Raw genomic sequence first — 24,520 nt, 5'->3', positions numbered from 1 at the left:
ATTTTCAATGGCCTGTATTTCACACTGTCTTGAGCGCGGCAAGCGCATGCGAAAGACAGGCGTCGTCCAATGTGATCAACGATGCATTTTCCGTGTAGACGAGAAGGCACTCAAACGCCTTGCCGGGGAACAACGGCTTCAGGATCTCCCGATAGATTGCAAGCTGGGCGCTATGCGACAGCGGCACGCTTTGAATGTCACGGGGTGGAACACGGTTCGTCTTGTAATCCAGAAGAATGACGCGATCATCGGTCACGGCAAGCCTGTCTATGCGACCGCTGACGGCACGGGGGTGACCGTCGAGTTCCAGCGTGCCCATGATCGAGACTTCAGCTTGTCCCTTGGATGAGAACACCGCCTGAAGGCCCTCATGAGCGAGAACTGCAACTATGCTCGCATGGACCTTGTCTCGTTCCTCCCGGGGCCAGAAACGAGCGGCCCGCTCCAGATAGCGCCAGGCTGCTTCCTCCCTTTCGTCTTGCCGATAGGATGGCAGGACCTGCAGCATGCGGTGAACAAGCCGGCCTTTTTGCAATGCGAGGCCTGCGCTTTCCGTTTCACCGAACAAGGGCGAGCCGATCAGTGCATCGCCGGTGTTGCTCTCGATCAATCCGCCTGCGCCTGATGGGCTCAAGGGCCGTGGCAACTGTTTGGGTTCCGGCAACGGCCGCAGCAACGATTCTGGTAAAGTCTCGGTCTGTTCGGCTTTTTGATTGGCGACCTGTTGCGGGAAGTCGCGGATGTGGCCCGGCTGTTCCCAGATCAGGCCACCCCATTCACCATCGGCGCCGGAAAAGGTGACCTCGCGGCAATGATCGTCCTTCAGTCGCAGCGACTGGGCTATCATCTCGTGCCAAATGCCACCTTGCGGACGCTTGCCTTGGGAGCCACAGACAATCAGCCTGTCGGCCGCACGCGTCATCGCGACGTATAGCAGACGCCTGTATTCCTCTTCGGCCAGCGCTTCCACGCGCGCGGAATCGGCCTGCGTCAGGGAATTGGCCAGATCCTTCGTGGGAATCCAGACGGGCACGGGCGTATCGCCTTGTGCCACTGTCATGATGCGGAATTTGGGCAGGTGGGCACTATTGAAAGGCCGTGTTCCGCCATCGACCAGAAAGACAACCGGAGCCTCCAGCCCCTTAGAGGCGTGCACTGTCATGATCCGCACTTCGTTGCGGGCCTTGTCCAGCTCCCGTTTGATCACCGGCGATTCCAGTTCCAGTGTCGATATGAAGTTCTGCAACCCCGGAAGACCTGTCGTTTCGGAGGACAGGGCAAAGTTCAGGAATTCGTCGAGGATGTCGCTGACCTCGGTGCCGAGGCGCGCCAGAAAGGCGCGCCGACCGCCAAGACTGCCAAGCACGTTGGCGTAGAATTCATAAACGGTGGCGTGTCGCCCAAGAGCGACAAGTTTTTCCAGCCGAGGCACGACGGTTGACCACGGGCCTGCATCCCTGACGGTCTGAAGATGGGACCAGAGGCTTGTGTTTTCAGGCCGGTGCGCCGCCGCATCAAACAGATCATCTTCCGAAAGATCGAAGAGCGGACTCTTGAACAGCGCGGCAAGGGAAAGATCGTCCGACGGCACCAGCACGAAACGTCCCAGCGCCAGAAGGTCCTGAATGGCAATATGTCCGGCAAGCTTCAGGCGGTCGGCACCGGCCACGGGAATATCGCCACGCCGCTTGAGAGAGCGGGTGAGGGAGGTGACAAAGCTGTCGCGCTTGCGCACAAGCACCAGAATGTCGCCCGCCTCGATTGGCCGTTCCACGCCGTGATCGACGATTGTCTCCTGACCCACCATGGCGCCAATACGCTCGGCAATGCGCCGCGCCAGAACGGCGGATGGCGCGCTTTCAGGTGTCGAATCGAACGGGGCTGTCCAGTCGTCGTCCTTCGCACTTTCGGCCGGAGCAATCATGTCCCAGAGCTCTACCTTGCCGGGATGGCCGATGCGGCTCGACATGTGGACAACCGTCTGCGCCTGGTCACCCAGTCCACGCGCGTTGTCTGGAATGGAGAAGACCTGATCGACCGCGCTCAGCACAGACATTGTCGAGCGGAAGGACAGCGGCAAGCGGATTGCGTCAAACAGCGCCCCGCTTTGTAAGACCTCTTGTTCCGTCAGACGGCTCTCTTCGGCAAAGCGTTCCGGACGCGCGCCCTGGAACGAGTAAATCGACTGTTTCTCGTCACCGACGGCAAAAAATGTGCGCAACAATTGTCGGGCGCTCTGGCCCGAGAAGAAGTCATCGCGCAGCGAGCGAATGACAGACCACTGGATAGGGCTTGTATCCTGTGCTTCGTCCACCAGAATGTGGTCGATGCCCTGATCGAGCTTGTAGTGGATCCACGGTCCAGCGTCACTCTTGGTCAAAAGCTCGGCGGTGCGCGCAATCAGATCCTCGAAGTCCAGCTGACTGCGTGTCTTCTTCAACTCCTCATAGTCTTCGATCAGTCGCTCAGCGAGCACGAGCGCCGAGCGCGTCGCCACATACATGCGAAACAACCGGAGCCTGTCGCGGCACTGCAACACATGTTCCTGAGCTTCGAGGAGGCCATCGAGCAAGTGCGGGGAAACCTTCAGCATCGCTGCCGTCATCAACGTCTTGGGGCTTTTGGACATGCCTTGCTTGGTCAGCAACGCGCTCTCGAAATACCCAATGCGAATGAAGGGTTTAGTTTCTTCAACCGCTTTGCGCAGATCCTCGGCAATGGCTTTTGCGGTTACGCCGCCGGTTTGTTCGGCAAGATCGATATAGGCGGAAAGCGCTGGCCCGCTCATACCGTTCAATGGCCAGATGCCCTGTGCAATCACGTCCTCGCTGTCAGTCTCGCTGAAACCGAAGATCTGTCGCAGCCGCGGATCGGTGCCGCCCACGCGTGCGGCTTCGCGCAGGAACGTCCGGATCACTTGGCGATTGCTGACGATATCGTTCAGCAAGGCATCGAGACCGAATTCGTCGGCAATGCTCAGCACATGAGAAAAGGCCTCCGCCAGTTCGGTGTTTTCTTCTGCGGAGGTCGCCGTTAGAAGAGAGCGTCTGGCCTCGGTGAGCACCGTCAGCGCGGTCCGGTCGTCAAGCACGGAGAAATGACCGGCAACATTCGCCTCCAGCGGAAACTGATGCAGCAAGGCCTCGCAGAAGGCATGGATGGTCTGGATCTTCAAACCGCCGGGCGTTTCCAGTGCTTTGGCAAACAATCGCCGCGCTTCCACAATCTTCAGGCGGTCGGGACGCATACCCTCGATCTGGGCAATCCTGTCAGCAAGTGCCTCATCGTCCAGTGTGGCCCAGTCGGCAAGGCGCGAAAACACGCGATTGGACATCTCAGATGCCGCGGCCTTCGTATAAGTGAGGCAGAGAATGGACGAGGGCCGTGTTCCGGCAAGCAGCAGACGGATAACGCGCTGGGTCAGGACATGGGTTTTCCCGGAGCCGGCATTGGCCGAGACCCACGCAGAGCGATCCGGGTCCGATGCCAGAGCCTGGCGTGCCGTCGTCCAGTCAATCGGATCGACCCCTTCTGGGAGGGGAGACAACTCACTCATCACCGGCTCCCTCTTCGGCTTCAGCCGTCGACCATTCAGCGACCCGCGCCAGATGATCGTATTCTCCGCCCAGATCACTTTCCATGAACGGCATCAGGCGTGAAACATAGCCGCGTTCGCCGCTCTGCAGCAGTTTGACGAATCGGATCAGCTGGCCGATCGATTCATGTGCCAGATCGGCAGCGGATTTCGTGTCGTCGCCACGACCCGTCAATTCATTGTTGACCTGATCCACCTTGAAGCGATCGCCGGGACGAAGCCGCACATAGACCAGATTATCGGTCCTCTGCGCACCTACCTTTTTAAAGGCACCTTCGGCAAGCGCAGCGGCTTCAAGTGCAAGCTGCGGGTCGACAAGTGTGCGGGCCTGCTGCGGGCTGGGGTTCAGGCCGGTCTTGTAATCGATGATGTCGGCATGACCAGCACCCTTGAGGTCTATCCGGTCAGCAATACCGGTCAGGCGAATGCCGGCTTCGGCGATTTCCATGCCGGCCGGCACTTCCGTAAAGCTCTGCTGGATTTCCCCTCGTCGGCCCCGTTCCCATGCGAGAAAGGCACGGCCCACGTCCCGGAAACGCTGAAGCCAGACCACTTCGATATGCGGCGGCAGATGTTCGGCTGCAAATTCACGCTGGATAATCGCATCCATGGCAGCGTCAGCGACAAGCGGATCAAGCGAATGCCCCTCGCGCACGAATTGCTCGACAATCCGGTGATAGAGCGTGCCGCGCTCGGCAGCACCGGGATCCTTGTTGAAGTCGTCCAGCGGATCGAGCTTGAGAATGCGGCGCGCATAGATCGAATAGGGATCGCGTCGCAGCCGCCCCACTTCGCTGAAGGAATAGCGTTTTGGCTGCAGGTCCGCCGCCGGTTTTGGAGCAGGACGTTGAGCCGGTTCCTGCCGTTCGCCCAGATCGATCAGCCCGGCATAATGTCGGTAGATCTCGCCGCGTTCGCGCAAGCTTTTGGCAAAGTCGGGGCCCCCGAGCGCCATCAATCGTTGTAGCCAGCGCGAAGCGACCGTCGGGGCTGATCCTTGCCGCATGGCGCGCGAATAGATCAAGCGCCGCGTGCCGTTCGCCATCTCGAAATCATGCGCCAGCTGGCCGATGCGCCGTTCGGGCGGCTCAAGGCCAATACCGGTCTTCATCATCCGCGACAAAAACGGATTATTGGTCGTCTGGTTCGGCCAGGAACCTTCGTTGAGACCACCCAGAATCATGGTGTCGACACTTTGCAGGCGGGCCTCGAGCGATCCGAAGATATAGACACGAGGATGGCGCATGGCCCGAGGCTTCACCGCCTCGCCGGCCATGAAGGCATTCATGATATCGGCCCATTGCGGTCCATCGGCTTCGATCACGCCATCTGTCTCGATGATCTGTCCAAAAAGACCTGCCAGAGCTTCACCCGCTTCGCCAGACCAGAGAATGGCAAGATCACCCCGCGCATCGGCGCATGCCGCCTCCAGCGCCTTACCGGTCCGTTCAGCCCACTCCCGCATGGCAAGCCGCGATGAAAACCGCCCATCGGCATTGCGCCTCATCAAAGCTGTCGTCAAAGGCTCTGCCGCGCGCTGGATGGCCTGTGCGAGCCTGCGAGCGCTTTCAGCCGCACCCTCTGGCAATGAAAGCCGCCACTGCGGCGTATGCCGATCACCCTCCTGAGATTTAAGTTGTGTCTCCAGCAGGGCTTCAAGCCCGTCGATGTCCACGACGCCGAGGCCACCTCGAAGAGCGATAAGTTCAAGCGCCATTGCGGCCGACTGGCAATCCTGCTCATTCATGCCAAAACGCACCAGTGGATGCTTGAGCAGCGAAACGATCACCACGGGATCGCCTGGCCTGAGTGCCGCTTCGAGCAGCAGCATCAACAAGGTGCCTTGCGGACTTGCTGAAAGTGGGGTTCCGGCTGAATCGTCAGCGGTAATGCCAAAACGGGCAAGTTCCGCCTTCACCCGTTTTGCCAGTTCACGGTCCGGCGTAATGAGCGCTGCCCGGCTTTCGCCCGATATGCCCGGCTCTTCAAGAGCAAGTCTGAGAGCGATGGCGATGGCGCAGGCTTCTTCTCGCTCGTTGGCAGCTTCGATCAGACTGACATCGGCGAAGGCGGCCTCAAGACGCGATGCTGAGAAACCCTGTCTCCACACTGTCCAGTCATCCGTCGCTGCAGCCGGTGCCATCGTTCGCGACAACACTTCTGCGCGGTCTTTCAGGTCGTCAGGCGAGGTGGCCAGTGCTTCGACATCGGCTCGAACATATTGAAGACGCTTGAGCAGATGAAACAGGCCGTATTGGGGATGACCTCGGCTTGCCGGGTCGCTGGAAAGCATGTCGCCGTCCTCGGCACCGGCCAAAAGCCAGTGTTCAGGTGGCATCGACTGATCCAGCCCCGGCAGCACCACCACGCCTTCCGGCAGGTTCGCGACCGCGCTGATGAAGTCGGCCGCTGCCGGAATGGAGCCGGTCGAGCCGGCAACAATCACCGGTCCGTTGCCGGGTAGGAACGCGATTCTCTGCGCCTCGGCGCGCAACATGGCATTCCGATGCCGTGAGGGAGACGAGCGGTTCAGTTCCCTCAGCCGTTCGGGCCAGAAGGCGCTGGCAATGCGCAGGAATTCAAGCGTCAATTGCCACCACGAGGCGTAGTTGCCGGCATCCAGCTTGGCGAGATCTGCCCAGTCACGTTCTTCTGTTTCAACGGCATCGATCAACTCGACCAGTGCGCGGGCCAACCACACGGCGTCCGCCGGACTTGCCGGTGCCACAAGTGGTGTGTCCGTGTGAATGCTGCGCACGATATCCGGAAGCTGGTTGCGCCAGGCGAGGATAAGCCGCGCCAGTTCGATCAGCCGCGCGGTATTGCTGATCGGTGGTGCGAGATCGAAGAGTGCCGGCAGATCGGCGTCGAAATAGCTTTCGTCCTCTTCCGTCTCACCCAGCGGTTTGATCACAGGCAGGATCGCCGATCGTCCGCCCAGGAGGTCGACAAATTCTGAACGCATCACGCGCACGGCACGCCGTGTCGGCAGGAAAATCGTCACGCGCGACAGTGATAGCGGATCGTCGGGTTCATAGCGAAAATCGGGCGTCAGCCGACCATCAAGCAGCGACTGAGCCAGTTCCCGGAGGAACGGAATACCGGGCGGTATGGTCAGAATGCGTGGATCACGCCGTTTTTCCATGGTCTTCAACCAGCTTTCTGACGCTCTATTGTGCGCTCGGCTTCGCCGATGGCTTCAGGGGTGCCCACGGTGATCCACTCGCCCTTCAATCGCATGCCGTAGAGCCTGCTGCTGGCAATTGCGCGGTCGAAATAGAGGTTGAGATTGAAGGCATCATCGGGGGCGTCATCGAACAGAGCCGGATTGAGGACAATTGCCCCCGCATAGACCACCGGATCGGCGTCGCCCTCCTGATAGCGGCTCAAGCGGCCATCATGCCCCAGATTGAAGTCGCGCTTCCCGTTGTGGCCGGTAACGTGGTCCATGTCCACGCATAAAAGCGCCATGTCCATGGTGTCGGGATCGAAGGTCGCCGCCAAACGCGCGAGGCTGGACTTTTTGCGATCGTCGTCACCGATCCAGAATAGATCGGCGTTCATGACGAAGACCGGATCTCTGGCTAGCAGCTTGAGACCTTTGACCAGTCCCCCACCTGAATTCATCAACCCGGATGTCTCGTCAGAGATCAAGACCTCAAGCCGGGGATAGTTCTGCAAATGCGGGATCATCTGTTCGGCGAAGTGATGCACATTCACCACAGCGCGCTCCACACCGGCATCGGCCAGAAGATCAAGCGCATAGTCGACAAGCGGTTTGCCTGCTACCCGCACCAGCGGTTTCGGCATTGTTTCGGTGATCGGTCGCATGCGGGTTCCAAGCCCCGCGGCCAGCACCATGGCTTCGGTGATATGCATCGTGTCTACCGTGTTGATTCGACGGAGCCGATTCGAGCCTTTGCACACCAATCCCGCAAGGGGGTAAGGGCAGGATGTTCAAGTGCTGCCTGTAGATAATCGAGCGTGCGGGGCATATGCCGCATATAGGCCGGTTTTTGATCACGCTGCATGAGCCGCACCCACAGTCCTGCCAGCTTGCAGGACCGCTGCGCCGCCATGATGTGCCACGATCTCATGAAAGCCGCCTCGTCAAATCCGGGGGTCTCGGCGCGGAGGGTGAGATAGCGCGTCATCAATCGTGTCGCCAGGGGCTGATCGATTGTCACTCTGGCATCCTGAACGATCGACACCAGATCATAGGCGGAAGGTCCGATCATCGCATCCTGAAAGTCGATCAGGCCGATTTTGCCGATGCCGGTCTCATCTTCTCTCCAGATGATATTGGGGGAGTGGAAATCTCGCAAAACAATGGAGGTATCGGCATCTGCAAGGTCATCGATCAGACCATCCCAGATTGCCAGATAGCTTAGGCGCTCCTCGTCGCTCGCAACCTCACCGGAGCGTGACCACGGCAGATGCCAGTCGACCAGCAATTCTGCTTCCATCTTCATCGCCACCCGGTCGAAATCAGGAATGCGGTGAACGCGCTCTTCGGGCAATCGAATGTCCCGCTCGATCGGCGTGTCGTGCAACCGGGCGAGGCAGGCAACGCTCGCCTCGTACCGGTCAGCATTCGGTTGGCCATCCGGTTCAAGGATGCCCTCGGTCCCCAGATCCTCGATCAGCAGAATGCCGGCTTCGCCATCCGATTCGATGATCTCAGGCGCAGCAAAACCCTTGTCGCGCAGCATCGCGTCGATTGCCATGAAGGGGTAAACGTCCTCTGCCAGATTCACGATCTGTGAATAGGGCTTTCCATCCCGGATAGGCGGGCCATTCGGCTTTCGAGGCGCATCCATCAGGATACGGCGCGGCTGCCCGTCGGCATAGATATATTCATAGGCCCGCGATGAGGCGTCGCCGGTCAGGAAACGACGACGAGCATCGCCGAAACCATGATCTGAGAGAAAGGCACGGATTGCCAGAACACGCTCAATCCGGTCCAGTTTGGCAACAGGACCTTCAACCTCGACCCGTCGTCCATCTCCGTCAAAGGCCATGTGAAGGGTGATCTGGTCATCGGGCAGGGCACCGTCGGCCCGCTCCGGCCACTCGACCAGACCGATCCCATGCTCCAGCACTTCGTCAAAACCCAGTTCGTCGAGCTCGGATGGATCGCTCAGGCGATAAAGATCAAAATGCGCGACCGGATATCGAAGCTCGTATTGCTGCACCAGGGTGAAGGTCGGGCTTGGCACCTCAAGGGTCTGGTCATCGGCCATGGCTCTGAGGAAGGCGCGCGCGAGTGTGGATTTTCCTGCACCCAGATCACCGTGAAGGGCCAAACAGTCGCCACGCCCAAGCGCCAGCGCCAGATCTTCACCAAGTTTGGCCGTTTCGGCTTCACCCGGCAGCAGAAGGCTCAGCGCCCGTCGCTCCGACGCCTTCATTCTGCGGCTACTGCACTCGACAAGCTGGCGGACGGTATTTGGCACACGACCGTCGTACCCTTGCCCGGGCTGCTGTCGATTGAGACTTTACCACCATGCAGGCTGACGAAGCTTTCAACGATGGAAAGACCGAGACCTGCGCCGCTGCGTTTGCCGCCCTTGCCACTGGCAGAGAAGCGGTTGAACACGCTATCCAGCATATCCTTCGACATCCCACAGCCACTATCGGTAACGGAGAACACGAAATCACTGTCCTCGCGCCAGCACTTCAAGTCGACCGAAGAACCATCCGGAGCGAAATTCACGGCATTGGTGAGGATCTTGATCAGAATTTGCTTCAGCCGCTGCTGATCTGCCACCAGCTGGCCCAGTTGGGTCGGCGCGGCAATCTCAAGCGTCACATTGCCTTCCTGCAGACGATCGGTCATCTGCATTGACACATCGTCCAGAAGGTCGTCGAGATCGATCGGCTCGAGATTGAGCTGCATGATACCTGCATCGACCGTCGCAAGGTCGAGAATGTCATTCACGATTGTCAAAAGCACGGACGAGGATGTCGAGATATGGTCGAGATACTCTGCCTGACGATCGTTCAATTCCCCGATGGTCGGCGTCTTCAGAAGATCGGTGAAGCCAATGATGTTGGTGAGAGGCGAGCGCAATTCGTAAGAGACATGCTGGACGAATTCGTTTTTCAGTTCGTCCGCCTTGCGAAGCGCCTCGTTCTTTTCCTTCAGCGCACGCTCGGCCCGCACATTGTCGGTCATGTTGACGAATGTGAGCATGGTCTGGGCATTGGGAAGCGGGATGACAGCGTAATCCAGCACCAGTCCGGAATAGAGCTCGAGTGTACCCTGACGGGAAGGGCGCTCATCGTCGAAGCTGGTGATCAGCTGGGCAAAGCTCTTCCAGCCATCCGGCTTGTCGTACGATTCCAGGCAAGCGCTTTCGATTGCCTGGATATGCGTTCCAGGCGTCGCCTGCACTTCGGTAATGTTCCACAGTGTGCGGAAGGCCGGATTGCAAAGCTGGATGCGTCCATCGGGGCCGAAAACGGCAACACCTTCCGACAGATGGTCAATCGTCTCACCCTGGACACGCAACAGAGTATTGTAGCGCGTTTCCAGATCCACCTGTTCGGTAAGGTTTTCAAACACCCATGTCGCACCGCCTTGCGGATGCGCCGAGGCGATGACGCGAAGGGTCTGACCGTTTGGAAGATGCCAAAGATCCGTCTTGGTATCCGGTTCCCGGTAGACGGAGAGCGCGGTCTCTTTCCAGTTCTTCCAGTTGAGCGGTTCGGGAAGTCTGCCCTCTGAACGCAGCCGGTCAAGCAGTTCGCTGTTGTCCGGATGGGATTCGAGGAACGGCAAATCCAACTGCCAGAGCTGTACGAAGGCCTGATTGTAGAACTGAAGCTTGCGTTCGCCGTCGAAAATGGCGACGGGAGTTGCCAGATGATCGAGCGTCTCAGCATGGCTCTTGAGCGTCCGGGTCAGCTGTTCGCGCAGCGCCTCGGCCTGGCTGGTATCGATGGCCATGCCGGACGAGCCAAACGCACTTCGCGCATCGACCACATCCAGGAACGCCCTGTTGCCGCGAACGACGGTCGAGACGGTATCGCTATAGGGAGACTCGAGCGTCGCGCTCGCTTTGATGCATTCCCGTGCCACAGATCCCAGCAATTCGCGCTGTTCCTGGATGACAACGGAGGGAGACGTCGCCTCGACGGCTTCGCTATAGGCATGGTTCACCCACACCAGTTGGCCATGATTGTCGCGCCGCCAAACGGGTTGTTCAATCGAATCCAGAAGCGCCTCGAATGTCGAAATCGACGACATCAGTCGGGTCTTTTCTATTTTCAGCTCGGCAAGTTCGGCGCGCAGATTGTTCAGTGCAACGAAGCGGGCAAAGGCGCGACCACCGGACAATCGCCCCTGGACTTCAAGCACTTCACCGCGTTGGGTTTCAACCACAACGTCAAAGCTGCGTGCATCGTAGCGTAGACCCTCGATCGAGCGTTCCAGTTCGATCGCCGACGGTGCCTTCAACCATCTGCCGAAGGCCAGGAAGTCTGAATTATTTTGCGGAGCACCTGTTTCACCGGGAAGCTGGCCCAGGAATTCGGGCTTGCCTGTCCGGCCATCCCAGACCACGATCCTGCGGTTCTTGTCAGCGATAAGCGCTTCGTAGCGAGAGATTTCCTGTCGCGCATCTGCCAGTGCAGAGCGAAGCTCAAGTCGTTCGCTCTCGATGTTTCCCCTCTGCCGTACGAGCCAGACCGCCGACAACAGCGTCGCGGAGAAAAGCCCGATGACGAGAGAAAAGCCGATTGTCTCTGCTGAAGAAAACAGGCGTGTCGTATCGCCAATCAGGGTTTCCGATTGCGCAAATGCGCTCTGGGAAAGCGTTGCAAGCGCCGTACCTGCTGCAAAGAGTCGTTTTAGCGCCACAACGCAGATTCCTCCGCCATGGCGCGCATAAACGTGTGCTCCAGGCTGCCAGAATCCCCGATTGGCGACGTGTGCGACCTCGTATCGCACCTGCCGCTTTGGCAAGTCATATTGTTCTACCGACATACTCGGTCTGTCTCCGTCCTATGTGCCGCATCGTCGACAAGACATCCGATTTCACGCTTCCGCCCGCCTGCGGAAGCAACGAATCAAGTGCTAAAACAATACCTTTTAAGGGATTCTGCGGAAAGAGCGCTGACCAAAAAAAGACCGCAGCCCTTGTCAAGGCTGCGGCCACAAGATGTTGTGGATATTTCAGTGCCGATTAATAGCGATAGTGTTCCGCCTTGAATGGGCCCGTCGGCGACACGCCGATATAGCTGGCCTGTTCTTCGGAAAGCTCCGACAATTTCACACCAAGCTTCTCCAGATGGAGGCGTGCAACCTTCTCGTCGAGATGCTTGGGCAGAATGTAGACCTTGTTCTCGTATTGATCGCCCTTGCTGAACAGCTCGATCTGGGCAAGCACCTGATTGGTGAACGACGCAGACATCACGAAGGACGGATGACCGGTTGCGTTGCCGAGGTTCAAAAGGCGACCTTCGGACAGCAGAATGATGCGGTTGCCCTTCGGAAACTCGATCATGTCGACCTGAGGCTTGATGTTGGTCCACTTCTGATTGCGCAGTGCAGAAACCTGGATCTCGTTGTCGAAATGGCCGATATTGCCAACGATCGCCATGTCCTTCATCGCCCGCATATGGTCGATCCGGATGACGTCCTTGTTACCAGTCGTGGTCACAAAGATATCGGCTGAGGAGACAACGTCCTCAAGCTGGACCACTTCAAATCCGTCCATCGCTGCCTGAAGGGCGCAGATCGGATCAACTTCTGTTACCTTTACGCGTGCGCCAGCACCGCTCAACGAAGCGGCAGAACCCTTGCCCACGTCGCCGTAACCGCAAACCACGGCAACCTTGCCGGCCATCATGACGTCGGTCGCACGACGGATGCCGTCGACGAGCGATTCCTTGCAGCCATACTTGTTGTCGAACTTGGACTTGGTGACGCTGTCGTTCACGTTGATGGCAGGGAAGGGAAGCAGACCCTTCTGGCTGAGCTGGTAAAGACGGTTCACGCCAGTGGTGGTTTCTTCGGTCACACCCTGGATCGAATCGCGCTGCTTGGTGAACCAGCCCGGTGACGCTGCCATGCGCTTCTTGATCTGTGCGAACAGAATTTCTTCTTCTTCCGACTGCGGGTTGCTCAACACGTCTTCACCGGCTTCTGAGCGAGCGCCGAGCAGGATGTACATGGTAGCGTCGCCACCATCGTCGAGGATCATGTTGGATGCGCCACCGTCGGCCCACTGGAAGATCTGGTCCGTATAGGTCCAGTATTCCTCAAGGCTCTCCCCCTTGACCGCATAAACCGGAATTCCGGAAGCAGCGATTGCAGCCGCCGCATGATCCTGGGTGGAGAAGATGTTGCAGGACGCCCAGCGGACATCGGCACCAAGGGCAACCAGGGTTTCGATCAGAACCGCGGTCTGGATGGTCATGTGGAGCGAGCCGCTGATACGTGCGCCTTTCAGCGGCTTTGTTTCACCGAATTCAGTGCGGCAGGCCATCAGGCCAGGCATTTCGGTTTCGGCGATGTCCAGTTCCTTGCGACCGTAATCGGCAAGCGAAATGTCCGCTACGACATAATCATTCGTGGTGCTCATAAAGATCTCCAGCCTTGAATCAGGGCCCGCATCGCAAAAGATTGCACGAATGCCGAATACGCGCCGTCAAGCGCCTGTCCCCAGAGAACAGGCTTCCTGCAAAGGCGTTTAGCAGTGTTGAGCGAAAATGACAATATCGATATAAAGAAGTCTTTATGTCTTTATGTGATGTGGTTATCAGATTTCTTCGCCGAACTTGTCGGCGATCAATTGCTCAAGTGCCGCAAGCGCTTCCGTGGCCTGCGGCCCCTCGGCTGAAACGAGAATGCTGCAGCCGGGACTGGCGGCCAGCATCATCAGGCCCATGATCGACGTCCCACCGACGGTGGTGCCATCCCTCGTGACGGAAACCTGTGCATCGAAACTGCCAACCAGCTGCACGAACTTCGCCGATGCCCGCGCATGCAGGCCGCGCTTGTTGATGATCAGCAGTTCACGAGAGTTCGAATCCATGCAGCCGTCTTCCGAAGGGTCCTATTTGCCACTCAAGACGCGGCTCGCCACGTTGATGTATTTTCGCCCCGCTTCGGATGCTTCGGCCAGCGACTTTTCCATATCGTTTTCGCCACGAACGCCTGCAAGCTTGATCAGCATCGGCAGGTTCACACCGGCAATGACTTCAATTCGACCGCTGTTCATCACCGAAATGGCAAGGTTGGAGGGTGTGCCTCCGAACATGTCGGTGAGAATGATGACCCCGTGACCGTCATCCGCTCTGAGCACCGCGTCGAGGATGTCCTGGCGGCGCTGGTCCATATCGTCTTCGGGGCCGATAGATACCGTTTCGACAAACTTCTGCGGACCAACAACATGCTCCACAGCGTGATGAAACTCTTCAGCCAGCCTGCCATGAGTGACAAGCACAAGTCCGATCATACTTTTTCCGTCCCTTTGCACACGCAAACATTTGGCCAGTTAACGCAAAGCGGTCAAGCCGTCCACCGGTGGCAGGTCATCTTGGCGATGTAAATTCCAAGCGCAAGTTCAAAATGTTTCACCCGTAGGTCTCTGCGCTCCACTTCGCGTCCTCATCAGAGCATCCAGGAAGGCAAGAGGGCGAGGTGTCTGCGACGGTATCCGCAAGAGCGGAACATCCGCTCCGCCATCGAATACGAGCGTTTCGTTCTCAGGCGGAAGCCTTTCTGCTGAAACGGGATCCACAATCAGGGCGCCGCAGTGGATCACTGCCTTGGCCTGACTTTTGCGTGAGACAATACCGCCATATCGCAATTCCATCAGGTCACGAATTGTCTCGGGCCGTGAGGCGATAACGTGCGAATCACATGTTCGTATGTCGACGCGGTCATCTGCGATAAGGGCTGCAAATTTGCCTGCCGCCAGAGCCTCTTCCATACAGGTAAACGCCAGAGACGTTTTGCCACGTCCGGACGGACCGACAAACAGAATGCCGCGCGTGCCTGCGATGATTGCGGTTCCATGGACATTGGCACCGCTCAGCTTCATGAAGGGTTCTCGACGGGCAGCGACAGCACGAAACGGGCGCCCTTGATCTCGCCGGTCTCAGCGTCGATGACATTTTCTGCCCTCAGACTGCCGCCATGGGCCTCGGCGATTTGCCGACTGATGGAAAGGCCCAGGCCGGAATTTTGTCCGAAACTCTCGATTCCCGGTCGATCTGTATAAAACCGCTCGAAGATCCGGTCGATATTCTCGGCCTGGATGCCCGGGCCATTGTCCTCGATCTGGATCACACAGCGCCCCCGTGAACGGGAGAGCTTGACGGTCAATCTGCCGCCCTTTTCCGGAACGAAGGAGCGTGCATTCTCGATCAGGTTGGTAACGATCTGGCCGAGACGCAGGTCGTGTCCGTTCACGACAAACCCGGCCTTCGCGCCCGGTCGCTTGTCGATCAAAAGCTCGATCTCGATCGGTTTCTTGCTGGAGCGGATCTGTCGGGAGACATCAACCAGATTGGTGACAAGGTTTTCCAGATCGACCGGACGTGCATCCGAGCGCGCCAGTTCCGCATCCAGGCGAGAGGCATCAGAGATGTCGCTGATCAATCGGTCCAGCCGCCTGACATCATGCAGGATCACATCCATAAGCCGTTTCTGCGAGGTTTCGTTGCGCGCGAGCGGCAGCGTCTCGACCGCGCTTCGAAGAGACGTCAGAGGATTTTTCAACTCGTGGCTGACATCGGCCGCAAAACTCTCGATTGCATCGATTCGGTCGTAAAGGGCCGTCGTCATCTCGCGAATGGCGACAGACAGGTTGCCAATTTCATCCTGACGCGCCGAAAAATCCGGAATTTCCTGTCTTTCCTTGGCTCCGCGGCGAACGCGGATGGCTGCCGCAGAAAGTCGTCGCAGCGGATTGGCGATGGTCGACGACAGAAGAAGCGACAGAACCACGTTCACCAATGTGGCGACACCGAAGACGCGAAGGATCGCCAGTCGTTCGGCGTGGACGATCTTGTCGATGTCGCCTGCCTGGGTCGATAGCAGCAGAACACCCAGAACTGCACGGAAACGCTGAACGGGAACGGCCACTGAGACAATCAACTCGCCCTTGTTTGTCACCCGCACCACCGCGCCGCGAACACCGGTCAGAGCATTCATGACCTCAGGATAGATCGAGCCGTCTCCCCCAGGCGCTTCCTTGTACTGCGGCAGGTTGCCCGGTTGCAGGATGCGATTGAAGAGGCGCGAGAAACTGTCCGACCAGGAGCTGCTGTCATTGTCGAGAGGTGGCAGATCGAACCGCAAGACCTGACCGCGCGAATACAAGTGGCGTGAATCAAGAAGCAGGTTGGCATCCGCATCGAAGAGGCGAGCACGCGTCCGCGTTGGCGAAATCAGGCGGCGAAGCACCGGTGCCACACGCTCCGGATTGATCGGGAATTCCAGATCCTCGTCGTTCGGTACAGGCGTTATGCTTTGACCCGCCTGCAGTTCCAGAAGCTTTTGCGGATCGATGGTGATCGAATTGGTATCAACCGACGCAGACGCAGAGATCGCACCGGCAATAATTTCGCCCTGGGTCAGAAGGCTTTCGACACGTGCATCAATCAATCCCTCGCGGAACTGATTGAGATACATGATGCCACCTACCAGCACGAAGATAGCTGCAAGGTTGAAGAACACGATGCGGCGCGTGAGGCTGGAAAAGAGCGCATTGCCGAAAATACGACGGATCAGCGTAAACGGATGGGCCATGAGGTTTGGCGGCGCGACGGCACTGTCGAGCTCATCAAGTTCCCATTCCGAAAGCTTTTCCGCCAACTATCAAACCTTCCGCGCCCACTGTCACGGCTCTGCATTCCGTATTTGTCTGGCGGCTATTCCAGCCGCCAGCCGTTCAGGCTGCTTCCCGGAAGCGATAGCCCACGCCGTAGAGCGTCTCTATCATGTCGAAATCGACGTCAACCATTTTGAATTTCTTGCGCAGGCGCTTGATGTGACTGTCGATCGTCCGGTCATCAACATAGACCTGTTCGTCATAGGCCGCATCCATCAGTGCATCGCGGCTCTTCACGACACCGGGGCGCTGCGCCAAAGACTGAAGAATCAGAAATTCGGTGACTGTGAGCGTGACCGGATCGCTCTTCCAGGTGCAGGTATGGCGCTCCTGATCCATCACAAGCTGGCCCCGCTCAAGGGTTCGTGCCTGCAGTTCGCCGGCGGTTTTGGCAGTGCCCGTGGTCGCCGCACCTTCGCGATTCGCCGCGCGACGAAGAATGGCCTTGACCCGCTCGACCAGCAAACGCTGCGAGAACGGCTTGGTGATGAAGTCATCGGCGCCCATCTTGAGACCGAACAACTCATCGATCTCTTCATCCTTGGAGGTCAGGAAGATCACCGGGATATCGGACTTCTGTCGCAATCGGCGCAGAAGCTCCATTCCGTCCATCCGCGGCATCTTGATGTCAAAAATGGCGAGTTGCGGGGGACGGGCAACGAGCCCGTCAAGCGCAGATACACCGTCCGTGTAGGTCTCGACCTTATAACCCTCAGCCTCAAGCGCAATCGACACTGAGGTCAGGATATTGCGGTCGTCGTCTACGAGCGCGATTGTCTGCATAGTCATGCTCTCCGTCATCTTTGCGGCTCCTGGCTTTGCCCGCCCAGCCCTTGGCGTCAAGGAGCGCTTATTGAGGATAAAGGTGGAACAAATTGTGGCAAAGATAAAGAGCCGCCCGAGCCGTTGCCGATATTTGCGGCCAAACACCGCCAAAACGATCTATGCCAATTGCCCTCTTCTAACCGATTTAAACCAGAGGTAAGGAATTTAAATCGATTAAATAATTGATATTATTGAATGTTTTTGAATTTTGCTCTTGCGTTGACTGATTGTGCCCTCTAGTTTCTCGAAAAATTCAACGGCTATCGGCCCTGGAGTAAAGGATGCTGTCGATGGATGAGCTAGGTCTTAGAAATCGCGAAAACGATATAGCGGCGATTGGTCTCGGTGATGCGGCGCGAGTCCATTACAATTTCAATCCCGGCCAGCTCTATGAAGAAAGCATTCGCCGTGGCGAAGCTGTGCTGACAGCCGACGGTGCGATTTGCGCCGACACCGGACAGCACACCGGTCGTTCGCCGAAAGACAAGTTTGTCGTGCGCGACAACAACACAGATCCAACGATCTGGTGGGACAACAACAAGCCCATGACGCCAGAGAATTTTGCGCTTCTGCATCAGGACATGCTGGCGCATGCTGCCGGCAAAGATCTCTTCGTGCAGGATCTGATCGGCGGTGCAGACGCTGAAAATGCCTTGCCGACGCGGGTCGTAACCGAATATGCGTGGCATTCGCTGTTCATCCGCAACCTGCTGATCAGGCCTGAACGTGCGGCGCTCACCACCTTCCAGCCGAAGCTGACAATCATCGACCTGCCCAGCTTCAAGGCTGATCCGGCGCGTCACGGCTGCCGCTCGGAAACAGTGATCGCCTGTGACCTGACCAATGGCATCGTTCTGATTGGCGGCACGTCCTATGCCGGCGAGATGAAGAAGTCCGTGTTCACCGTCTTGAACTACCTTTTACCTGCCAAGGGCGTCATGCCCATGCATTGCTCTGCCAATGTCAGCGCCGAGGGTGATTCGGCCGTGTTTTTTGGCTTGTCCGGCACTGGTAAGACAACGCTGTCGGCCGATCCAAACCGCACTCTCATCGGAGACGACGAACATGGTTGGGGCCAAGGCGGTATCTTTAATTTCGAAGGCGGCTGCTACGCCAAGACCATTCGCCTGTCGGCGGAAGCAGAGCCCGAAATCTATGCGACCACGAAGCGTTTCGGCACGGTTCTGGAAAATGTCGTCTTGAACGAAGATCGTGTTCCCGACTTCGACGATGGCTCGAAGACCGAAAACACGCGTTGCGCCTACCCACTGGATTTCATCCCCAACGCATCTGCTACCGGCATTGCGGGGCATCCAAAGACAATCATCATGCTGACCGCCGACGCCTTCGGTGTCATGCCGCCGATTGCCCGGTTGACACCCGAGCAGGCCATGTACCACTTCCTGTCCGGCTACACCGCCAAGGTTGCCGGCACGGAAAAAGGTGTGACCGAGCCGGAAGCAACCTTCTCGACCTGTTTCGGTGCGCCGTTCATGCCGCGACACCCGGCAGAGTACGGACGTTTGCTGCGGGATCTCATCGCAAACCATGAGGTTGATTGCTGGCTGGTCAACACCGGTTGGACCGGCGGTGCCTACGGAACGGGAAACCGCATGCCAATCAAGGTCACGCGTGCGCTTCTGAACGGTGCCTTGAGCGGTGAACTGAAAAGTGCGGAATTCCGGACCGACGCGAATTTCGGTTTCACTGTGCCGGTTTCTGTTGACGGCGTAGAATCGCAGATCCTCGATCCACGCTCGACCTGGGCGGATGGTGGAGCCTATGATGCTCAAGCCCAGAAGCTGGTCGGCATGTTCATTGCCAATTTCGAGAAGTTCGAAAGTCATGTGGATGGCAAGGTGCTGGAAGCCGCGCCAAGCATTCGCCTGGCCGCCGAGTAAGCCGCTGCAATTATTCTGAATTTGAAAACCCGGCGATCCGATCGCCGGGTTTTTCGCATCCAGGGCCTTGAACCTGTTTCCCGAAGCGCTCTGTTGTGAAATAGAAAAGCCCGGAGACAGGATCGATGGCCAGCGACGCACTGCATATCAATAACCGCATCACGATCGCCGGGTGGGAACTCACGGAGCAGTTCGTGCTGGCTGGAGGCCCGGGCGGGCAAAACGTCAATAAGGTCTCGACGGCTGTTCAACTCTTTTTCAGTATAACCGGATCGCCCTCGCTTCCGGATCGCATCAAGGCAAACGCCCTGAAGCTTGCCGGACGGCGCGCTTCCAAGGAGGGTGTGTTGATGATCGAGGCCAATCGCTTTCGCAGCCAGGAGCGCAATCGCGAAGATGCGCGCGAACGCCTGAAGGAATTGATCCTGAAGGCTGCGGAACCGCCGCCGCCGCCGCGCAGGAAGACCAGGCCAAGCCGGTCATCCATCGAGCGCCGGCTGAAGGAGAAGGCGGGTCGCGGTGAAATCAAGAAGATGCGCACTCGCCCCGATAATGACTAATTCAGCAATTGGTTTTTTAGAATTCCCCTTGTTTTTTCCAGAAAGCTGCCGTCATCTGCCATCAGAAATGGATAACAGGGAGATTGCAGTATGGGTTTGTTCAGCTTCATCAAGAATGCCGGAAAAAAGCTTGGCATCGGTGGTGATGACGATGCTCCGGATGTCGAGGCAGTCAAGAAGGAACTGGCGTCCCATGACCTCGGAACCGACAAGGTCGAAGTCGAAGTCGTGAATGACAAGGTCGTCTTGAAAGGCGTGGTCGAAGACCAGTCGATTTTCGAAAAGGCGATTGTCGCTGTCGGCAACACGCTCGGTATCTCATCGGTCGAAGCAGGTGAGCTCAAGATTTCCGACGCCGGCGTTGCGGCCAAGGATCCGGTCTTCTATACCGTGAAGAAGGGCGACAATCTCTGGAAGATTGCAGAAGAACAATATGGCAAGGGCAAGGGTGCCAAACACACTGTCATCTTTGAGGCCAACCGGCCGATGCTGTCCCATCCGGACAAGATTTATCCCGGTCAGGTTCTTCGTATCCCCGATCTCGAAGACTGATCCTTCTCGATCGCGGTTGGAACGGAGGGGCAAGCAATGAGCAAGGCTCCCTCTGTTCCCGAAGGTCTCGGTTTCTTTCCAGGCTATCTGGACCGCAGAGAGCAGGAACGTCTGGTCGAAACAATCCGCTCGGTCGTTGCCTCTGCGCCCCTCTACACGCCTGAAATGCCAAGAACCGGAAAGCCGATGTCTGTACGCATGACGAATTGCGGCGCATTGGGCTGGGTGACGGATCGGGATGGTGGCTACCGCTACCAGAAGACCCATCCGCGCACCGGAGCACCATGGCCACCGATACCGGAGCGCCTACTGGGGATCTGGCGGGACGTGTCCGGGGACGAGCAGCTTCCAGAGGCGTGCCTCGTCAATTTTTACGATGATGACGCGCGTATGGGCTTGCATCAGGACAAGGACGAACAAAATCTTGTCGCGCCGGTCGTCTCCATTTCGCTCGGGGACGCGTGTCTCTTTCGCATCGGGGGAACCGAACGAAAAGACCCGACGAAGTCATTCAGGCTGGAGAGCGGCGATATTGTCGTCCTAGGTGGAGCGAGCCGGCTGCGCTTTCACGGCGTCGACCGCATCTATCCTTCAACTTCAACGCTTTTGAAGAATGGTGGGCGTATCAACCTGACCCTGCGGCGGGTTGGTTTAAATACATAGCCTACGATACATAGCCTACAGTTTTCTCAAGGCGACCTTCTCGATGAGATGGTTCTCGCCTTTCTGTAGAATGAGGTCGGCACGCGGACGCGTGGGAAGGATATTCTCCCTTAAGTTCCGCAGGTTAATATTCTCCCAAAGATCCTCGGCCACCCCCAGAGCATCGCTTTCACTGATATTGGCATAGCGCTGAAAGTAGGAATTTGGATCGCGGAACGCCGTCTCTCTGAGCTTCATGAAACGCGTCACATACCAGCGATGGATCAGCGCATCCTCAGCGTCGATATAGATCGAGAAGTCGAAAAAGTCGGACACCATCGGCACGATTTTTCCGTCGGCCGGCAGGTCACCGGACTGAAGAACGTTAATGCCCTCGAAGATCAGGATGTCGGGACGGTCGACCAGTTTGAATTCATCCGGCAGCACATCATAGGTGAGGTGAGAATAGCTCGGCGCTTTGACATTGGGACGGCCTGCCTTGATCGCTGACAAAAAGCGAAGCAGGGCAGCCGTATCGTAGCTCTCTGGGAAGCCCTTGCGGTTGAGAATGTTGCGCTCAACCAGAGTGGCGTTCGGATAAAGAAATCCGTCAGTGGTGACGAGATCGACCTTCGGGCTTGAGGGCCAGCGGGCCAACAATTCCTTCAGCACGCGCGCGGTCGTCGATTTGCCGACAGCAACGGAACCCGCAATCCCGATGACGAAGGGCGTCTTGGTGATGTCGGACAGGCTCAAAAAGCGGTTGCGCTGTTCAAACAGCAATTGCGACGATTCCACATGTGCAGACAGAAGGCGAGAAAGCGACAGATAGATCTTGCGCACTTCGTCCAGATCGATCGGGTCACCGATCGACCGCAGCCGCCGCACTTCATCGCCGGTCAATGTGAGGGGCGTGTCCGCACGGAAACGAGCCCACTCCTCCGACGTAAAGAAATGGTAGGGCGAAAAGTCATTCGCCTGGAAGTGATCGAGCGGCTCCAGCTGCTCCATGTCCCTGCTAGCTATCGTCATGGCTTCTAACGGCTGGCCTTCTCGTTGAGCCCGGACTGGCCGGTGCGCCTATGAAGCTCGTCCATCACAGTGTCTAAAGGGATATCTGCTATTTTCAATACGACCAAAAGATGAAAGAGCAGATCGGCGCTTTCGTAGATCAGGTTTGCCCGGTCGTTTGTGATCGCCGCCATGACGGTTTCTATGGCCTCTTCGCCCAGCTTCTTGGCTGCCTTGGATTGTCCGCTGGCAACGAGTTTTGCCGTCCAGGATTCATCCGGGGACGCACTGGCGCGCTTGGCGACAATCTCTTCGAGATGCTCAAGAGTGAATTCGCTCATCGGTTTCCTCCCTGGGCGGGCAATCAGTCCAGCCGCATGGCGATGCCATGCTCGGACATGTAATTTTTGGCTTCGGCGATCGAATAGGTACCGAAGTGAAAGATCGAAGCGGCGAGCACGGCCGTCGCATGACCGTCGCGAATTCCGCACACCATGTCGTCGAGATTGCCAACGCCGCCTGAAGCCACAACCGGCACCGGCACGGAATCGGCAATCGCTCGCGTCAGCGCGATATCGTAACCACTCTTGGTGCCGTCACGATCCATGGAGGTGACGAGAAGCTCGCCAGCACCGCGGTCTACCACCTTGCGGGCGAACGCGATTGCATCGATACCGGTCGGCTGGCGACCGCCATGGGTGAAGATTTCCCAGCGGTCAGCCTCGCCATCGATGGAGACCTTTTTCGCGTCGATGGAGACGACGATACATTGATCTCCAAATTTGTCCGCAGCCTCTGCAACGAAATCTGGATTCTTGACGGCGGCGGAGTTGATGGAGACCTTGTCGGCGCCGCACAACAGCAGCTTTCGGATATCAGCGGTCGTTCGAACACCGCCACCAACCGTTACCGGCATGAAGCAGTGATCGGCAGTCTTGGCCACCACATCGAAGATTGTGTCGCGATTGTCGGACGAGGCCGTGATGTCGAGAAAGCAGAGCTCATCGGCGCCAGCTGCATCATAAGCCTTGGCCGCTTCTACAGGATCTCCGGCATCGATCAGGTCGACGAAATTGACGCCTTTGACGACGCGACCGTCCTTGACGTCGAGACAGGGGATTACACGCGCTTTCAGGGTCATGGGAAAATCCTTCGTTAGCCGCGTTGCGCCGCTTTGATCAGGGCGAGCGCTTCTGCTGGATCGATACGCCCATCATAGAGCGCACGACCCGAAATGGCGCCTTCCAGCTTCGTCGCATCGGGTTCCAGCATGCGTTTCACGTCATCAAGCGAGGCAAGCCCGCCTGATGCGATTACCGGAATGGAGACCGCTTCGGCAAGCTCCAGCGTCGATGCCCAGTTGATCCCGGCCAGGATCCCGTCCCGATCAATATCGGTATAGATAATGGCCGAAACACCCGCGCCCTCGAATTTCTTCGCAAGCTCGACCACGCCAAGTTCCGATGCCTCCGCCCAGCCTTCTACCGCAACCTTTCCACCCTTGGCATCAATGCCGACGGCAATCTTGCCGGGGAAGGTGCGGCATGCCTCGATCACGAGGGCGGGATCGCGAACGGCAACAGTGCCGAGAATTACGCGGCTCAGGCCGCGCGACAGCCAGTTCTCGATATGCTCCAGCGTACGAATACCGCCCCCGAGTTGAACCGGGTTTCTGGTTGCCTTGAGGATGTCATCGACGGCTGAGCCATTGACGCTTTCGCCGGCAAAGGCCCCATTCAGGTCGACCACATGCAGCCATTCGAAACCCTGGTCTTCGAAGGCTTTCGCCTGAGCGGCCGGGTCGGCGTTGTAGACCGTCGCCTGGTCCATATCGCCAAGCTTCAGCCGCACGCACTGGCCGTCCTTCAGGTCGATGGCGGGAAAAAGGATCATGTCTGCGGGTCCATGCTGTTGGAGTGCTGCAAGCTCAGGGCTTCCAGGCAAGAAAATTGGCGAGCAGTTTCAGCCCCAGGCTCTGGCTTTTCTCCGGATGAAACTGCGTGCCGACCATATTGTCGCGTCCTACCGCCGCCGTAATCGGTCCGCCATAATCGGCAGTGGCGATAACGTCGTCGGCCTGCTCTGCGGCCAAGTGATAGGAATGGACAAAATAGGCGTGAAGGCCGGATGGACCGGTCTCGATGCCATCGAATAGCGGGTGAGGGTGCTTCAAATCGAGTGTATTCCACCCGATCTGCGGGATCTTCAGATCGGCATCGTCAGGGGTCATCAAAACAACGTCGCCCTTGATCCAGCCAAAACCCTCGGTCACGGTTTTTTCCAGTCCGCGAGAGGACATCATCTGCATGCCGACGCAGATGCCAAGAAAGGGACGACCTTTTGTCTCGACAGCCTCAAGCAGCGCCTGTGGCATACCGCTCACGGCATTCAATCCCCGCCGGCAATCGGCATAGGCGCCGACACCCGGAAGGACGACTCGATCGGCAGAGGCGACCGCTTCCGGCTTGTCTGTCAGATCAATGGTGGCGTCGAGGCCGGCTTCGCGGGCTGCACGCTCGAAGGCCTTTGTGGCCGAGCGAAGATTTCCGGATCCATAATCGATAATCGCTACGCGCATTCTAATTC

Annotated in this window: 20 protein-coding genes; 4 read left to right on the top strand and 16 right to left on the bottom strand. The window is 57.8% G+C overall.

Features of this window, described 5'->3' with window-relative positions; genetic code table 11:
• Positions 1–19: 19 nt before the first annotated feature.
• The 11 genes from addA to ACQQ2Q_RS17180 form a co-directional block, all read right to left on the bottom strand.
• Positions 20–3,556: a double-strand break repair helicase AddA gene (addA, locus tag ACQQ2Q_RS17230; protein ID WP_428188359.1), complete on the bottom strand. Its 3,537-nt coding sequence runs from the start codon at positions 3,554–3,556 to the stop codon at positions 20–22.
• The gene (gene addB / locus ACQQ2Q_RS17225; RefSeq protein WP_428188358.1) at positions 3,549–6,740 is read right to left on the bottom strand and encodes a double-strand break repair protein AddB; all 3,192 of its coding nucleotides are present in this window, start codon (positions 6,738–6,740) and stop codon (positions 3,549–3,551) included. The genes addA and addB overlap by 8 nt, the downstream gene beginning before the upstream one ends.
• A 5-nt stretch (positions 6,741–6,745) precedes the next feature.
• Complete coding sequence (locus tag ACQQ2Q_RS17220) at positions 6,746–7,474, bottom strand: nucleotidyltransferase family protein (protein ID WP_428188357.1); 729 nt, start codon at positions 7,472–7,474, stop codon at positions 6,746–6,748.
• A 5-nt stretch (positions 7,475–7,479) separates the two neighbouring features.
• On the bottom strand, positions 7,480–9,006 hold the full coding sequence (tsaE, locus tag ACQQ2Q_RS17215; protein ID WP_428188356.1) for a tRNA (adenosine(37)-N6)-threonylcarbamoyltransferase complex ATPase subunit type 1 TsaE: 1,527 nt from the start codon (positions 9,004–9,006) through the stop codon (positions 7,480–7,482).
• Positions 9,003–11,585: an ATP-binding protein gene (locus ACQQ2Q_RS17210; RefSeq protein ID WP_428188355.1), complete on the bottom strand. Its 2,583-nt coding sequence runs from the start codon at positions 11,583–11,585 to the stop codon at positions 9,003–9,005. Before ACQQ2Q_RS17210 ends, tsaE begins: the two co-directional genes overlap by 4 nt.
• Before the next feature lie 199 nt (positions 11,586–11,784).
• Positions 11,785–13,185, bottom strand: a complete 1,401-nt coding sequence (gene ahcY, locus ACQQ2Q_RS17205) for an adenosylhomocysteinase (protein WP_428188354.1) — start codon at positions 13,183–13,185, stop codon at positions 11,785–11,787.
• 177 nt (positions 13,186–13,362) lie between these two features.
• Positions 13,363–13,638 (bottom strand): HPr family phosphocarrier protein, encoded by a 276-nt coding sequence (locus ACQQ2Q_RS17200; RefSeq protein WP_428188353.1) that lies wholly within the window; start codon positions 13,636–13,638, stop codon positions 13,363–13,365.
• A gap of 21 nt (positions 13,639–13,659) precedes the next feature.
• Positions 13,660–14,061 carry a PTS sugar transporter subunit IIA gene (locus tag ACQQ2Q_RS17195; RefSeq protein ID WP_428188352.1) on the bottom strand — a complete coding sequence of 134 codons (402 nt, stop codon included), beginning with the start codon at positions 14,059–14,061 and terminating at the stop codon, positions 13,660–13,662.
• A gap of 108 nt (positions 14,062–14,169) precedes the next feature.
• A complete protein-coding gene (locus ACQQ2Q_RS17190; RefSeq protein ID WP_428188351.1) occupies positions 14,170–14,649 on the bottom strand; it encodes an HPr kinase/phosphorylase in 480 nt (159 codons plus the stop codon).
• A complete protein-coding gene (locus ACQQ2Q_RS17185) occupies positions 14,646–16,361 on the bottom strand; it encodes a stimulus-sensing domain-containing protein (protein WP_428188527.1) in 1,716 nt (571 codons plus the stop codon). Before ACQQ2Q_RS17185 ends, ACQQ2Q_RS17190 begins: the two co-directional genes overlap by 4 nt.
• Positions 16,362–16,503: 142 nt before the next feature.
• Positions 16,504–17,226: a response regulator transcription factor gene (locus tag ACQQ2Q_RS17180; RefSeq protein WP_428188526.1), complete on the bottom strand. Its 723-nt coding sequence runs from the start codon at positions 17,224–17,226 to the stop codon at positions 16,504–16,506.
• 332 nt (positions 17,227–17,558) lie between these two features.
• Between ACQQ2Q_RS17180 and ACQQ2Q_RS17175 the strand changes: the two genes are divergently transcribed.
• The 4 genes from ACQQ2Q_RS17175 to ACQQ2Q_RS17160 all read left to right on the top strand — a co-directional run bounded on the left by ACQQ2Q_RS17175 (position 17,559) and on the right by ACQQ2Q_RS17160 (position 20,944).
• Complete coding sequence (locus ACQQ2Q_RS17175) at positions 17,559–19,169, top strand: phosphoenolpyruvate carboxykinase (protein ID WP_428188350.1); 1,611 nt, start codon at positions 17,559–17,561, stop codon at positions 19,167–19,169.
• A gap of 125 nt (positions 19,170–19,294) precedes the next feature.
• Entirely contained in the window at positions 19,295–19,729 is a 435-nt protein-coding gene (gene arfB / locus ACQQ2Q_RS17170; RefSeq protein WP_428188349.1) for an alternative ribosome rescue aminoacyl-tRNA hydrolase ArfB, read from the top strand.
• Positions 19,730–19,819: 90 nt separating this feature from the next.
• Entirely contained in the window at positions 19,820–20,281 is a 462-nt protein-coding gene (gene lysM / locus ACQQ2Q_RS17165; RefSeq protein WP_428188348.1) for a peptidoglycan-binding protein LysM, read from the top strand.
• Between the two features lie 36 nt (positions 20,282–20,317).
• Positions 20,318–20,944 (top strand): alpha-ketoglutarate-dependent dioxygenase AlkB family protein, encoded by a 627-nt coding sequence (locus tag ACQQ2Q_RS17160; protein ID WP_428188347.1) that lies wholly within the window; start codon positions 20,318–20,320, stop codon positions 20,942–20,944.
• 15 nt (positions 20,945–20,959) lie between these two features.
• Here ACQQ2Q_RS17160 and coaA read toward each other — a convergent pair whose 3' ends face one another.
• Genes coaA through hisH form a run of 5 tightly spaced genes read right to left on the bottom strand, consistent with a single transcriptional unit; the run spans position 20,960 to position 24,512 of the window.
• Positions 20,960–21,955 carry a type I pantothenate kinase gene (coaA, locus tag ACQQ2Q_RS17155; RefSeq protein WP_428188346.1) on the bottom strand — a complete coding sequence of 332 codons (996 nt, stop codon included), beginning with the start codon at positions 21,953–21,955 and terminating at the stop codon, positions 20,960–20,962.
• Between the two features lie 5 nt (positions 21,956–21,960).
• Positions 21,961–22,275 (bottom strand): phosphoribosyl-ATP diphosphatase, encoded by a 315-nt coding sequence (locus ACQQ2Q_RS17150; RefSeq protein WP_428188345.1) that lies wholly within the window; start codon positions 22,273–22,275, stop codon positions 21,961–21,963.
• Between the two features lie 23 nt (positions 22,276–22,298).
• Positions 22,299–23,075 (bottom strand): imidazole glycerol phosphate synthase subunit HisF, encoded by a 777-nt coding sequence (gene hisF / locus ACQQ2Q_RS17145; protein WP_428188344.1) that lies wholly within the window; start codon positions 23,073–23,075, stop codon positions 22,299–22,301.
• A 14-nt stretch (positions 23,076–23,089) separates the two neighbouring features.
• Entirely contained in the window at positions 23,090–23,827 is a 738-nt protein-coding gene (hisA, locus tag ACQQ2Q_RS17140) for a 1-(5-phosphoribosyl)-5-[(5-phosphoribosylamino)methylideneamino]imidazole-4-carboxamide isomerase (protein ID WP_428188343.1), read from the bottom strand.
• A 34-nt stretch (positions 23,828–23,861) separates the two neighbouring features.
• Positions 23,862–24,512 (bottom strand): imidazole glycerol phosphate synthase subunit HisH, encoded by a 651-nt coding sequence (gene hisH, locus ACQQ2Q_RS17135; RefSeq protein WP_428188342.1) that lies wholly within the window; start codon positions 24,510–24,512, stop codon positions 23,862–23,864.
• Positions 24,513–24,520: the final 8 nt, after the last annotated feature.

It is taken from the genome of Agrobacterium sp. ES01 (assembly GCF_050320885.1).
In the GTDB taxonomy this organism is placed as follows: domain Bacteria; phylum Pseudomonadota; class Alphaproteobacteria; order Rhizobiales; family Rhizobiaceae; genus Allorhizobium.
Note: the sequence above shows the minus strand (reverse complement) of the source record. Positions and strands in the feature narration are given on the sequence as shown.